Origin of the sequence: Rhizobium sp. AN5 (genome assembly GCF_900215255.1) — a bacterium.
In the GTDB taxonomy this organism is placed as follows: domain Bacteria; phylum Pseudomonadota; class Alphaproteobacteria; order Rhizobiales; family Rhizobiaceae; genus Agrobacterium; species Agrobacterium tumefaciens.
In genome coordinates this window covers 1,131,496-1,144,811 of sequence record NZ_OCMJ01000004.1, presented here as the reverse complement: position 1 = coordinate 1,144,811, position 13,316 = coordinate 1,131,496, and the positions used below count along the sequence as shown (strand labels likewise).

General features: G+C 58.4%; 11 protein-coding genes. 3 read left to right on the top strand and 8 right to left on the bottom strand.

Going from position 1 to position 13,316, the window contains the following annotated elements:
* Positions 1-17: 17 nt before the first annotated feature.
* From pdhA to CRP02_RS18015, 5 genes are all read right to left on the bottom strand, one after another.
* On the bottom strand, positions 18-1,061 hold the full coding sequence (gene pdhA / locus CRP02_RS18035) for a pyruvate dehydrogenase (acetyl-transferring) E1 component subunit alpha (RefSeq protein ID WP_097171874.1): 1,044 nt from the start codon (positions 1,059-1,061) through the stop codon (positions 18-20).
* Positions 1,062-1,214: 153 nt separating this feature from the next.
* The gene (locus tag CRP02_RS18030) at positions 1,215-1,532 is read right to left on the bottom strand and encodes an FtsB family cell division protein (RefSeq protein ID WP_003512872.1); all 318 of its coding nucleotides are present in this window, start codon (positions 1,530-1,532) and stop codon (positions 1,215-1,217) included.
* Between the two features lie 337 nt (positions 1,533-1,869).
* Positions 1,870-3,144 (bottom strand): phosphopyruvate hydratase, encoded by a 1,275-nt coding sequence (gene eno / locus CRP02_RS18025; protein WP_097171873.1) that lies wholly within the window; start codon positions 3,142-3,144, stop codon positions 1,870-1,872.
* Positions 3,145-3,291: 147 nt separating this feature from the next.
* Complete coding sequence (kdsA, locus tag CRP02_RS18020; protein WP_097171872.1) at positions 3,292-4,137, bottom strand: 3-deoxy-8-phosphooctulonate synthase; 846 nt, start codon at positions 4,135-4,137, stop codon at positions 3,292-3,294.
* Positions 4,137-5,018: a VOC family protein gene (locus CRP02_RS18015; protein WP_097171871.1), complete on the bottom strand. Its 882-nt coding sequence runs from the start codon at positions 5,016-5,018 to the stop codon at positions 4,137-4,139. The genes kdsA and CRP02_RS18015 overlap by 1 nt, the downstream gene beginning before the upstream one ends.
* Positions 5,019-5,228: 210 nt before the next feature.
* Here CRP02_RS18015 and lexA point away from each other — a divergent pair, with 210 nt between their 5' ends.
* A complete protein-coding gene (gene lexA / locus CRP02_RS18010) occupies positions 5,229-5,951 on the top strand; it encodes a transcriptional repressor LexA (RefSeq protein WP_003512859.1) in 723 nt (240 codons plus the stop codon).
* Positions 5,952-6,391: 440 nt separating this feature from the next.
* Positions 6,392-7,072: a glutathione S-transferase family protein gene (locus CRP02_RS18005; RefSeq protein ID WP_097171870.1), complete on the top strand. Its 681-nt coding sequence runs from the start codon at positions 6,392-6,394 to the stop codon at positions 7,070-7,072.
* Positions 7,073-7,091: 19 nt separating this feature from the next.
* On the opposite strand, the gene CRP02_RS18000 is transcribed toward CRP02_RS18005, so the two are convergent.
* Complete coding sequence (locus CRP02_RS18000; protein WP_097171869.1) at positions 7,092-9,527, bottom strand: ComEC/Rec2 family competence protein; 2,436 nt, start codon at positions 9,525-9,527, stop codon at positions 7,092-7,094.
* A 306-nt stretch (positions 9,528-9,833) separates the two neighbouring features.
* Here CRP02_RS18000 and gltA point away from each other — a divergent pair, with 306 nt between their 5' ends.
* Positions 9,834-11,123: a citrate synthase gene (gene gltA / locus CRP02_RS17995; protein ID WP_003496202.1), complete on the top strand. Its 1,290-nt coding sequence runs from the start codon at positions 9,834-9,836 to the stop codon at positions 11,121-11,123.
* Between the two features lie 130 nt (positions 11,124-11,253).
* Here gltA and lpxB read toward each other — a convergent pair whose 3' ends face one another.
* Both lpxB and CRP02_RS17985 read right to left on the bottom strand, forming a co-directional pair.
* The gene (lpxB, locus tag CRP02_RS17990; protein ID WP_097171868.1) at positions 11,254-12,435 is read right to left on the bottom strand and encodes a lipid-A-disaccharide synthase; all 1,182 of its coding nucleotides are present in this window, start codon (positions 12,433-12,435) and stop codon (positions 11,254-11,256) included.
* Positions 12,432-13,313 (bottom strand): LpxI family protein, encoded by an 882-nt coding sequence (locus tag CRP02_RS17985; RefSeq protein WP_179784061.1) that lies wholly within the window; start codon positions 13,311-13,313, stop codon positions 12,432-12,434. Before CRP02_RS17985 ends, lpxB begins: the two co-directional genes overlap by 4 nt.
* Positions 13,314-13,316 lie beyond the last annotated feature (3 nt).

The following is a 13,316-nucleotide window of genomic DNA, read 5'->3' as shown; positions in this document are numbered from 1 at the left end:
GGGTTTCCCTTTCCCGATCAGAGCAGAATGTCGGTGTAGAGCTCGGATACATCCGGCTCTGGGTCGTTCTGGGCGAAGTCCGCGCTATCGGCGACAATATCACGGACAGCCTTGTCGATGGCCTTGAGTTCGTCTTCGCTTGCCCAGCCCTGCTCCAGAAGCCGTGCCTTGACCTGCTCGATCGGGTCATGTTCGGAGCGCATCTTCTGCACTTCGTCTTTCGAACGGTATTTCGCCGGGTCGGACATGGAGTGACCACGGTAACGGTAGGTCAGCATTTCCAGAATGATCGGACCCTTGCCGGAGCGGCAATGTTCCAGCGCCTGATCGGCGGCGGCCTTTACGGCGCGCACATCCATGCCATCCACTTGGATGCCGGGAATGCCGAAGGACTGGCCGCGCAGCGAATAGTTCGACTGGGCGGTGGCGCGGGCAGTCGAGGTGCCCATGGCGTAACGGTTGTTTTCAACGATATAGATGATCGGCAGTTTCCAGAGAGCGGCCATATTGAAGCTCTCGTAGACCTGGCCCTGGTTGGCGGCGCCGTCACCGAAATAGGTCACGGAGACATTGTCGTTGCCGCGATAGCGGTTGGCGAAGGCGAGACCGGTTCCAAGCGAAACCTGCGCACCGACGATGCCGTGGCCGCCGTAGAAATGTTTCTCCTTGGAGAACATGTGCATCGAGCCGCCCTTGCCTTTCGACAGGCCGCCCTTGCGGCCGGTCAATTCGGCCATGACGCCACGCGCGCTCATGCCCAGAGCCAACATATGGCCGTGGTCACGGTAAGCGGTGATGACCTGATCGCCTTCTTTCTGCGACATCTGCATGCCGACAACAACGGCTTCCTGACCGATGTAGAGGTGACAGAAACCACCGATGAAGCCCATGCCGTAAAGCTGACCGGCCTTTTCCTCGAAGCGACGGATGAGAAGCATCTCACGATAGGCGTGAAGCTCTTCTTCCTTCGAAAAGTCCGGGCTGTTCTTACCGGTGAATTCGCCTGCAGCCTTTGCCGTTGTCTTTCGGCCGGATACGGACGCGGTTTTTCGCGGCGCCATTCATCCCTCCCTGAGTTGCCGTTTGAATGGATAGATTGGCGCGTACCATATGCAAGAAAATGCCATGCAGCAATGCTTTAAACGCATGGCACATATTCACGCTAAAGTGCTGTGAATAAATCACAAATCATTAATTAACTTGATTTCGGTTAATTAGAAGTAGGTATTCATGATGACAATTTCGTCCGTACGGGACATATTCAACTGATAACGGGAAATCTCGTCGATCATGTCACGTTCGAGAGAACCGTCGCTCAACAATTCGACCTGCCGCTCCAGCGCAACGCGCGCCTGCGTCAGCTTTGCAAGCTCTGCCGTTCTGGCAATACGCTGCCTCTCCAGCCGCTCCGTCGCCTGAAGGCCGAAGTCGCCGTGGATGGAATGATACCCGAAATAGGAAAGAAAAGCGATCGTGATGGCCGGAACGATCAAACGGCCGAATCGTCTCTTTTTATGATGTCTGGTCCACATGCCGGAGAGAAGCCTTAAAACGCATAATGTGAGTCTCGAGACTAATGCGGATTGTTTAACTATCCGTTGACCTTAAATTCCGCGCGGCTGACAGACGCAAAAAAGCCCGCCAAAGGCGGGCTAATAATGCCGACGATATCAGAGAGAGTTCGCCATGCCGGGCTTGATCCGGCATCAAGCCACAGCGCGTCTTCGCCGTGGAAAGCGTCCTTTTCAACCCAGGGACCTGGGCTGACTGAACCCCGGATCAACTCCGGAGTGAGCAGTGCGGATAAACCGCCCATCCCTGAGACTAGCCCGCCAGGCGGCAGGCCATATCGCAAAACCCGAACGCGAATTATCCGCGCAGGATCGAACGGCCGGCGTAAGCAGCCTGCGGACCCAGCATCTCTTCAATGCGGATAAGCTGGTTGTACTTTGCGAGCCGGTCGGAACGGGCAAGCGAGCCGGTCTTGATCTGACCGCAGTTGGTTGCGACCGCGAGATCGGCGATGGTGGAATCTTCCGTTTCGCCCGAGCGGTGCGACATGACGGCGGTGTAACCTGCCTTGTGCGCCGTTTCGACTGCGTCCAGCGTCTCGGAAAGCGAACCGATCTGGTTGACCTTGACGAGGATGGAGTTGGCGACACCCATCTTGATACCGTCGCGAAGGCGGGCTGAGTTGGTGACGAAAAGATCGTCGCCCACCAGCTGGCACTTGTTGCCAATGAGATCGGTCAGCGCCTTCCAGCCATCCCAGTCGTCTTCAGCCATGCCGTCTTCAACGGAGATGATCGGATACTTCGCCACGAGCTCGGCGAGGTATTCGGCCTGCTCGATCGGCGAACGGGTCTTGCCTTCGCCTTCATAAACGTAATTGCCGTTCTTGAAGAATTCGGTCGCGGCACAGTCGAGACCGATAAACATGTCGTCGCCCGGACGGTAGCCAGCCTTTTCGATCGACTTCATGATGAAATCGAGTGCTGCCGGCGCGCTTTCGAGACCCGGTGCAAAACCGCCCTCATCGCCGACATTGGTGTTGTGGCCCTGTGCGGACAGTTCTTTTTTCAGCGTATGGAAGACTTCGGAGCCCATGCGCACGGCTTCGCGAATGTTTTCTGCGCCGACCGGCAGGATCATGAATTCCTGGAAGTCGATGGGGTTATCGGCATGCGCGCCACCGTTGATGATGTTCATCATCGGAACCGGCAGCAGATGCGCGTTCGGGCCGCCGACATAACGGTAAAGCGGCAGGCCGGAGGCTTCAGCGGCAGCCTTCGCAATGGCAAGCGACACGCCGAGGATGGCGTTGGCGCCGATGCGAGACTTGTTCGGCGTGCCGTCGAGCGCGATCATCATCTGGTCGATCTGGATCTGGTTTTCAGCGTCGAAACCGCCGATGGCGTCGAAGATTTCCGTATTGACGGCTTCGACCGCCTTTTCCACGCCCTTGCCGAGATAACGCTTGCCGCCATCGCGCAGCTCAACCGCCTCATGCGCGCCGGTGGAGGCGCCGGAGGGAACGGCGGCACGGCCCATGGAGCCGTCTTCGAGATAAACGTCGACTTCAACGGTCGGATTGCCGCGGCTGTCGAGAATTTCGCGCGCGATGATATCGGTAATGGCAGTCATGGTCTCTCCCTTGGGAATGGAACAGATATTTTCCGTCGCCTGTCTTAGACGATGGCGAAGAAATTACAATGACGGTGGGCAGCGGAAACGGCCCGCCCGCCATTAAAATCGATTGGCACAAAAGTGCCCGCCGTAACGGTCAGCCGATCAGGCTTTCGTAATCGCGTCGAAAGCCAGAAGCTTTTCGAGCAGTTTCGGCATGTCCTTCAGGTGGACCATGTTAGGGCCGTCTGACGGCGCATTGTCCGGATCCTCATGGGTCTCGATGAAGAGGCCAGCCACGCCAACCGCAACGGCCGCACGCGCCAACGTCTCGACGAATTCGCGCTGGCCACCTGTGGAGCCGCCCTGCCCGCCCGGCTGCTGCACCGAATGGGTGGCGTCGAACACGACAGGTGCGCCGAGCGCTGCCATGATCGGCAACGAGCGCATGTCGGAAACCAGCGTGTTGTAACCGAAGGACGCGCCGCGCTCGCACAACATCACATTCGCATTGCCGCTCTCATTCAGTTTGGCAAGCACGTTCTTCATGTCCCAGGGCGCCAGAAACTGGCCTTTCTTGACGTTGATGACGCGGCCGGTTTTGGCGGCGGCAACGAGAAGATCGGTCTGGCGGCTTAGGAACGCCGGAATCTGCAGCACGTCCACCACCTCGGAAACGATGGCGCATTGCTCTTCCGTGTGGATGTCGGTCAGAACAGGAAAACCGAATTCCTTCTTGAGATCGGCAAAAACCTGCATCGCGTTATCCAGGCCGATGCCGCGTTTGCCGGAAAGCGAAGTGCGGTTCGCCTTGTCGAAAGAGGACTTGTAGACAAGCCCTATTCCAAGCTTGTCGCAAAGCTCCTTCAGGACGCCAGCGATCATGAAGGCATGTTCGCGGCTTTCCATCTGGCAGGGGCCGGCAATCAGCGAAAACCGCTCGGTATTCGAGAAGGAAACCTTGCTGGCGCCGTCGCCGGCAGTGACTTTAAGATTGTTCGTAACGCTCATCATTTTTCCTCGAAGGCGAAGGCAACACCCTGACCGGGTGCTACGGGCACCACCAGACGGCCGTCCGCTTTTGCGCAGGACACGCCATTAGCAGCAAGCACCGCTTCTGTCACGGCAAGATCGTGTGACGAAAAGACGATGCCCGCGCCGCGCAATCCGCCTTCGTTGCCATCCTGAGCATTCAGGGCCTGCCCGCTGAAAGGCGGTTTTCCGGTCAATCTGATGCTGGCGTTGCCGGTTGCGAAAACCATATCACCGCCCGGAGACAGTTTGCCTTCACAGCCAAACACCGTCTCGATCAGGCCCGCCACCTTCGCATCGCCGCCAGAAAACAGGACGATTTCACTGAGGCCGGTGACACCATTGGCGTGGCGCTCCAGCATGGTGCGATCGCCCGGCAGGGCTTGAAGCCGCTGACAACTGAACAAAAAGAAATCCGCGGCCGCCCCGCTTGCCGCAAAAGCCAGCCGGAACGCCGCCTCGCCTTGCGAGCCATCCGGCATCCGAACAGGCCGCGAAAACTCGAAAACATCGCCCGCCGAAAGGCCGGCTGCCCGAAACCGCTCATGGTCAATCAAGGCGTCTTCGGTCCTGGCGACAAGAGCCGAAAAACCCTCCTGCCCGTCCCGTTGCCGGAAGGCCACATCCCTGCCCGTGAACACATCACCCCTCTCTATCGAGGCATTATATTTAGCCGGATCAGCAATTGAGAGCGGCTCCAGATACGTGCCATCGGCGAAAAATACGCAGGCATTTTCGGTGCCGAAAGGATGCAGAGCCTCCGGCGCAACCGTAAAGCCAAGACTGACGAGGCGCTTCACGGCGACGCCTATGACTTCCACGGGCAAAACGAGATGGTCAACGCTATAGGGTTTCGTCATGACATGTATCCTGCTGGCCTTCCGCCCGGAGCATGCCGGGACGGTTTCGACCGCACAAAAGCACAATTGCGTGCTGTGAGGCAAATCATCACAGCAACAGATGCCACCTTCACGAAATTTTAGGGGATTGCAGAACACATATGGAACATATAGTGTTCGTTCTGTATTTGTTTCGCGACTTCCACTACGATTCTAAAGGGTGTTTTCCTCATGCTCACGCGCAAACAGCAGGAATTGCTTCTCTTCATTCATGAACGAATGAAAGAGTCCGGCGTGCCGCCCTCCTTCGATGAAATGAAGGACGCACTCGATCTTGCTTCGAAATCCGGCATCCACCGCCTGATAACCGCTCTCGAAGAGCGCGGGTTCATTCGTCGGCTACCGAATAGGGCTCGGGCGCTGGAAGTCATCAAGCTGCCCGAGGCTTATACGCCGGGCGCAAGGCCGCAGCGCGGCTTTTCGCCAAGCGTTATCGAAGGCAGCCTTGGCAAGCCCAAGACGCCGGAACCGGCCCCCGCCCCCAAGACGCCGGCCAACGATCTGGGCGGGGCTGTCACCGTGCCGGTCATGGGCCGCATCGCTGCGGGCGTGCCGATTTCCGCCATCCAGAACAACACCCATGATGTGGCCGTGCCAGTGGACATGCTTGGCACGGGCGAACATTACGCTCTTGAGGTCAAGGGTGATTCGATGATCGAGGCCGGCATTTTCGACGGCGACACAGTCATCATCCGCAACGGCAACACCGCCAATCCCGGGGATATCGTTGTGGCTCTGGTGGATGACGAGGAAGCCACGCTGAAGCGCTTCCGCCGCAAGGGAGCCTCCATTGCGCTCGAGGCGGCAAACCCAGCCTATGAGACCCGTATCTTCGGGCCGGACCGGGTGAAAATTCAGGGCAAGCTGGTGGGGCTGATCCGCCGCTACCATTGATCTTATCGAACCGAATGTATTCACTTTACAATAGGCGTCATCGTGAAGATGGCGCCTATAATAGTTTTGGCTGTTTCCAAACGTGGCGTGCTTTTGCGGGTGCACGAGGATATGCACCATTCAGCCTATGCGCGTTGCCCTTTCTAAACTGAGCTCCTGCTCCATACAGATGCTTCGGTCTAGCTACAGGCGTGGTGGCGAATGGGCTGCTCTCTGTAATTGTCGAAGTGATCCCATCCGCTGTTTTTTAGCAACGTAGTTCTGTCGTGCTGCGCAGTCAGTTTCTAGTCATCACCAAAGGGTGACTTATCGCGAGGCGCGCTCTCAGCGACCCCACATCACCATTCATCAACGGCGTTTATGGGAGCCATGGATAATTTTCGATATTCCATGAACGCTTGGCAGGTGTAGAAATGCGCGTCATATCCGGGAGATACGCCATGTACGATCTTTATATAGCCAACAAGAACTATTCTTCATGGTCGCTGCGGCCGTGGGTATTGATGCGCACGCTCGGTATCGCCTTTGATGAAAAGCTCATTCCGTTCGGTGAAGGCGTCTCCTTCTCCTCCTTTTCGCCGACGGGCAAGGTGCCCTGCCTGGTCGACGAGGGTATGACGGTTTGGGAAACGCTTTCGATCGTCGAATATCTTGCCGAAAGACACCAGGGCGTCTGGGCAAGCGACAAGCATGCGAGGGCTTGGTCGCGTTCGGCCGCGAGTGAGATGCATGCCGGCTTTTCGTCGCTGCGCAATCTTTATCCCATGTCGGTGGGCATTCGGGTCAAACCCAGGGGTGGCGATGCCGGGCTTAAGGCCGATATAAAGCGGATCGATGCGTTGTGGAGCGAGGGTCTCACGAAATTCGGCGGGCCGTATCTTGCCGGTCAGAAATTCACGGCGGTCGATGCTTTCTTCTGCCCGGTTGCATTCCGTTTCCAGACCTATGGCAGCGCGGATCTTTCGCCAGCAGCGAAAGCCTATTGCGACCGGCTGCTCGCCCTGCCTGCCATGCAAGAATGGTACGAGGCCGGTTTGAAGGAGAGCTGGCGGGACGCTGGTCATGAAGAGGAAGTTGGCGGGATAGGCGAATTGACTGAAGATCTGCGCGCAATGGCCTGATGATCTACGTTTGCGGCGGTCATTGCGACGCCGCCAGCAGCCGGATGATGGGCTGCGGCAGATCACGGTCGAAACGTCCGCACTTCCAGTCGTAATAACGGTGCTGGCTCCAGGGCCTGTCCGTTCCGGCGATTGCGGCGCGCAGCCCGCTCGCCACACCCTCCTCCCTCTTGTTGGCAAAATCTATTTCCACAGAACCGAGACGCCGCAAGATGTCACGGCTGAGCAGGAGTGCACCCGAGCGGCACTGCGAAAAAGAGGTTCTGCGGGAAACAACGACGATATCGGCAATATCGCAGGCTTTTCCGGCGAAGCGGCCATCTTCCAGAACGACGATCCACTCTCCGCTTGCGGCGCTCGCTACGCACCATATGTCTTTCCTGCAGATGAAGACGCCAGCTTCGGCGTCTTTGAGCGCCGCCGTCATCTCGCGCACCACCACAGCCATGTCTTCCGGCGACAGTTGCGATCTCGAGTGAGAACCAGCAGTATTTGCCGTGCTCTCACCATTTATAAAATCCGGCGGCACGGTTTTTTCCGGCAGCAGCAGCGCCCTTTGCCACTGGCCGTAAACGAAGCCCTGCGGACGGGCTTTTGTGGTGGAGACCTTGCCGTCCTCCAAGAGTGCCACCAATTCACCGTCCTCGTGAATCAATAGATCCGGCAGATCACGATAGGCCGTAACTGCCGACACGCCGAAGGCGAAGAGCAGAAACGGGATGCCAAGAAGCGCAAGCCGGCTGCGCAGCAATGTCAGCAGCAGGAAACCCACCGAAGCCAAACCGATAAACCAGCCATGCGGACGCCCAGTCGCTGCGCTGCCGCCCCAGGAGGCCACCTCGTTTGCAACCTCGATGACGAGTGCCATGCCATAACCCATGATCTTCAGGAACGGCGCATCGAGCCCGAAGGGCATCAGCAGCATGGCGAGAAGAGCGAATGGCATGACGATCAGCGACATGAGCGGCATCGCAGCCAGATTGGCGAACAGTCCATAGGTGGTGACACGGTGAAAATGTTCGGCCGAATAGATCGCCGTCGAAAGGCCCCCGATCAGCGACGTCGTGATAACGCCGCCAATGACCGCGCCCATCATTTCCGCCACCTTCAGCCATGCGGGCTTGCGCCCGATGAACAGCCGCTCGCGATCCGTGCGCCAACGGCTCCAGAAGGCATAGGCCGAAACAAGCGCTATGGTGGCGGCAAATGACATCTGAAAACTCGGACCCATGATTTCCGAGGGCGAGAAAACCAGAATGATCAGGGCGGAAATGGCAACGTTTCTGAGGCTGAGTGATGGTTGATCGAAAAGGACCGCAATCAGCATCACAGACATCATCAGCCAGGCGCGCTCGGCGGAAACGGCGAAACCGGAAATCAGATAATAGGCGAACGTCATCAGCAGTGCCGCGAAAGCCGCGATCTTCTTGACCGGCCAGCGCTGCGCAAAGGCGAGAAACAGGCTGAAGGCCAGTCTCAGGCCAACAAAGAATATGCCGGAGGCCAGTGCCATGTTGAGCCCGGATATGGCAACGATATGGGCAAGGCCGGAGAGCCGCAACGCTTCCATCGTCTCCGCCGATATGGCCTGTCTCTCATCGGTGATGATGGAGGCGGCGAAGGCTCCGGCATCACCGCCGATGGTGGTGCGGATGCGTTCGGCAATTGCGCTGCGAAGGCCGTAGAGCCGCATATCGGCCCATTCCAACCAACCCTTGTCAGGCCTTGCGTCACCAACAGGTGACACAAGCGTTTGCGGTGATTTATAAAAGAAACCGGTCGCGCCTAAACCTCTGAAATAGGACGTGAAGGCGAAGTCGTTCAGTCCCGGCAAGGCGGGGCCGGATGGCGGCGAGAGGCGGACCTTGCCGCGAAGGGTGGCGCCGAGTGCGATAGGCTCGCCTCCGCCACGCGAAAGCACCGATATCCTCTGCGGTGGACGCGACAATGTCGGGTCCGCTGTTGCGGTCAGATCAACGACATATCGCCAGTAGCCGCGTGCATCGACCTCCCGGCGCGCCACGGTGCCGGTGATGGTGGTGGTGACGGGGGTATCCAGCACCAAGGTCCCTGCCCGTCGGGTTTCGAAATCGGCCAGAAGCATGCCGAGCAATAGAAAAGCGAAAGGGCCGCAAACCGCTGCCGCAATGCCAGCTTTATATCTCACAAAGAGTGCCAGAACGGCGACAAAAAGAAATGTGGCAATCAAAACGACCGGGGAAGGCGTGGCATCTAGAGAAAACCAGAGTACCGCGCCGCAGCCGATGGAAACGGGAATGAAAAGAAAATCGTGGCCGAATGCGCGCTCCTCGGCCAGGCACGTGGCGATTTTTTCCGCCACGGTAGTGTTGCGGTTAGTCTCGGGAATAATGGCGGGGATGTCATATGTTGCCGCATCACTGCTTCGGCGGAGAGGAAACAGAATTTCCCGCGTGCCGGGCATGTCTCCCTGCATCGTTTTAGCATATCCGAAATGCTGTTTTTCCCCTTGACCGAGCAATCCCCACCGCCCCTTGCCGCACCAAAAACAGGTTTGCAGACCAGCGCTGGGGATTGCAATCCTTTACTTTAACGATGCGTTGACCGAGATTGAATTGCTGCTGCCGGGAAAGCCTGAAGCAACGCGATTGCGTTTGCCGCAATGCACAATTTGACCTTTGGATAGCTTGGCATCCGCGCAAGGATCATATAGCTAATCGGTAGACGCTTAACCGCGGGGCGTATCTCAACGCCCCCACCCGCATGTTTTCGGAGGATCAGTATGACGGAAAAAAGCGCTACAGTGACACTTGGCGAAAAACAGGTCGAACTCCCGGTCAGGGAAGGCACGATTGGACCAAGCGTCGTCGATATCGCCACGCTGTACAAGCACACGGGCTCCTTCACCTACGACCCCGGCTTCACCTCGACAGCCTCCTGCGAATCCAAGATCACCTATATCGATGGTGACGAAGGCGTTCTTCTGCACCGCGGCTTCCCCATCGAGCAGCTTGCCGAACAGGGCGACTTCCTGGAAACCTGCTATCTGCTGCTTTACGGCGAATTGCCGACGGCTGCGCAGAAGAAGGACTTCGACACCCGCGTCACGCGCCACACCATGGTGCATGAGCAGATGAGCCGCTTCTTCACCGGCTACCGTCGCGACGCACATCCGATGGCCGTCATGTGCGGCACGGTCGGCGCTCTCTCGGCCTTCTATCACGACTCGACGGACATTACGGATCCGCACCAGCGCATGGTCGCTTCGCTGCGGATGATCGCGAAAATGCCGACGATCGCCGCCATGGCCTACAAGTACCATATCGGCCAGCCCTTCGTTTACCCGAAGAACGACCTCGATTACGCTTCCAACTTCCTGCACATGTGCTTTGCCGTGCCTTGCGAAGAGTACAAGGTCGATCCGGTTCTGGCTCGCGCCATGGACCGCATCTTCATCCTGCATGCGGATCACGAGCAGAACGCTTCCACCTCCACGGTGCGTCTTGCCGGTTCGTCGGGTGCAAACCCGTTCGCCTGTATTGCAGCGGGCATCGCCTGCCTCTGGGGTCCGGCACATGGCGGCGCCAACGAAGCGGCGCTCAACATGCTCAACGAAATCGGCACGGTTGACCGCATTCCGGAATATATTGCCCGCGCCAAGGACAAGAACGATCCGTTCCGCCTGATGGGCTTTGGCCACCGCGTGTACAAGAACTACGACCCGCGCGCCAAGATCATGCAGAAGACGATGTACGAAGTGCTGGAAGCCACCGGCAATTCCGACGATCCGATCATGCAGGTCGCGCTCGAACTTGAAAAGATCGCTCTTTCCGATCCTTATTTCGTCGAGAAGAAGCTGTACCCGAACGTCGACTTCTATTCGGGTATCACGCTGAAGGCGCTTGGCTTCCCAACGACCATGTTTACCGTGCTGTTCGCACTGGCCCGGACCGTCGGCTGGATCGCGCAGTGGAACGAAATGATCGAGGATCCGCAGCAGCGCATCGGCCGTCCGCGCCAGCTCTACACAGGCGCCGGCAAGCGTGACTACGTTCCGGTTTCCAAGCGTTAAGCCGGGAAACCAACCAATATAAAAAAGCCGGCGGGTTTTATCCGCCGGCTTTTTTGTTGGATATGATCATCGAGAAGAATAGCGAAACCTGCCCTGCCGACCCTAAGAAGCAGACAGGATCGCTGCCGGTTCAGCCTTGCTGCTTGCGGCTGTTCAGCACATCGAGAAGGATAAGGGCGCCGGTTTCGCCAGGAGGCACTTCGGTGTGCAAACGCTCCTGCACCAGAGCATAGCCTTCCAGCATCGCCCGCCGTTCGGTGGTGTCGGATGAGAGCCGCTCGGCCCAGCGCAGCATCGACCCTGCCCGTACCACCTCGTTGAAATATTCTGGCACGACGACATAGTCGGCAATCAGGTTCGGAAGCGCGCCCGTCCAGGTTTTCACCCGCTTGCTCAGCATCGTGAAAATCCAGTCGGTCTTGTAGACCGATATGGTCGGTACGCCGACGAGCGCGAGTTCGAGAATAACGGTGCCGGAGGCGGCAATCGCCGCATCGGCGCGCGCAAATGCATTCCACTTGAAGGCGGGATCGATGCCTATTTCAGGCCTGATATCATGCGGCCATGTTGCCGCCAGTTCGCGGATGCGGTTTTCCTGGCGCGGCACTGTCGGCAGCAGAAACTTCGTCGGGCCGTTGCGCTCGACATAGGCTTTTGCGGCCTCCTGAAACGGCTCCATCAATCGGGTCGTTTCGGTGGAACGTGACCCCGGCAGGAGCAGAATGGTTTTCGGTTCGCCATTGGCAGGGAGTAGCCGCTCAGCCCGCCTCTGCCGCACGGAGAGCACATCTTGATCGACGCTGAGGCGATGGCCGACAAAGGTTGTCGGCGGGCCGCCGAGACGCCGCATCGCCTCCGGCTCGAATGGAAGCAGGGCCAGAACGTGATCGACATAGGACAGCATCGCAGTGGCGCGATATTCCTTCCACGCCCAGACGCTGGGGCAGACATAATTGACGACCGGCAGATGCGGCAATTGTTTGCGGACTTTTTTCGCAACACGATGGGTGAAATCCGGACTGTCGATGATCAGCAGAATATCCGGCTTGGCGACAATGATTGCCTGCGCAGTCTGGTTGATCCGCGAAATCAGCTTCGGCAGCTTCTTCAGAACCTGTGTGAAGCCCATGATGGAGAGTTCGGAATAATCGAACAGCGAAACCAGCCCCTGCGCCTCCAGAGCTTCACCGCCGACGCCCATCAGCTCGATAGAACCCGAGTAATGGCCTTTCAGGGACCGGATGAGATCGGCGCCCAGAAGATCGCCGGATACCTCGCCGGCTATAACCGCCACCTTCAATGTTGCCGTCATCCCACCATGTCTCCGCCCATCATGTCTTCACCGAGTGACGTATCAATACCGCAGACGAATATGCCGGCCTGATCTGCCGCCTTCAACATCTCATCGCGATCAAGTACCAGCGCGCGTCCGGCTTCAACGGCGATCCCCGCCAGCCCGGCCTTATGCGCGTTCTCCACCGTTTCCACGCCGATGGTCGGCAGGTCAGCACGGATATCCTGCTGCGGCTTGCAGAGCTTCACCAAAACACCCTTTCGACGGGGCGAGATGCGGCCCTCGGCGCGCAATGCCGCAACACGCGCCAGCATCGCGTCTGTGCCCTCCACGCCCTCCAGTGCAACGATACGGCCGCCAACGGCGACTGCGCCCTGCCCGACATCAAGCGTGCCGAGTGCGAGTGCGGCCTGCGCGGCCTTGCGTATGTCGCGCAGATCATCTTCAGCAGGTTTATGCGCACCGAAAGGGCCGGTCGTCGCAAGCAGACCGGGTGCGATCTCGTGGGCACCGATGACTTTTGCACCGAGCGTGCCGATGACCTTGATGACCATCTGCAAAACGGCGTCATCGCCGCTCGACAGCAGGGTGCGGACGATGGATGGCAGTTTCAGCAATATGCCGATCGTGGGGCGGATTTCCCGCCATTCCGGGCGCCGCGCTACGGCGCCGGAAAGCACGACGCGGTCCACCTTGTTTTCGCGCAGCAGACGACCAAGCCCGGCGACATCGCCGACGCTGATCACCGCATTGTCGAAACCGCTCCAGTCAAACAGGGAATCATCGCGCAGCTGTACAATGAAGGGGTTCTCCCCCATCTCGCGCGCGGCCGCTGCGACATGCAGCGGCAGCTGGCCGCTTCCGGCCACGATGGCGAGACGCCCGCCGCCTGTCACGGC

Excerpts from the sequence above, each read along its gene's own strand:
- pdhA (WP_097171874.1), bottom strand. The coding sequence starts at position 1,061 with ATGGCGCCGCGAAAAACCGCGTCCGTATCCGGCCGAAAGACAACGGCA.
- CRP02_RS18030 (WP_003512872.1), bottom strand. The coding sequence starts at position 1,532 with ATGTGGACCAGACATCATAAAAAGAGACGATTCGGCCGTTTGATCGTT.
- eno (WP_097171873.1), bottom strand. The coding sequence starts at position 3,144 with ATGACTGCCATTACCGATATCATCGCGCGCGAAATTCTCGACAGCCGC.
- kdsA (WP_097171872.1), bottom strand. The coding sequence starts at position 4,137 with ATGAGCGTTACGAACAATCTTAAAGTCACTGCCGGCGACGGCGCCAGC.
- CRP02_RS18015 (WP_097171871.1), bottom strand. The coding sequence starts at position 5,018 with ATGACGAAACCCTATAGCGTTGACCATCTCGTTTTGCCCGTGGAAGTC.
- lexA (WP_003512859.1), top strand. The coding sequence starts at position 5,229 with ATGCTCACGCGCAAACAGCAGGAATTGCTTCTCTTCATTCATGAACGA.
- CRP02_RS18005 (WP_097171870.1), top strand. The coding sequence starts at position 6,392 with ATGTACGATCTTTATATAGCCAACAAGAACTATTCTTCATGGTCGCTG.
- CRP02_RS18000 (WP_097171869.1), bottom strand. The coding sequence starts at position 9,527 with ATGCAGGGAGACATGCCCGGCACGCGGGAAATTCTGTTTCCTCTCCGC.
- gltA (WP_003496202.1), top strand. The coding sequence starts at position 9,834 with ATGACGGAAAAAAGCGCTACAGTGACACTTGGCGAAAAACAGGTCGAA.
- lpxB (WP_097171868.1), bottom strand. The coding sequence starts at position 12,435 with ATGACGGCAACATTGAAGGTGGCGGTTATAGCCGGCGAGGTATCCGGC.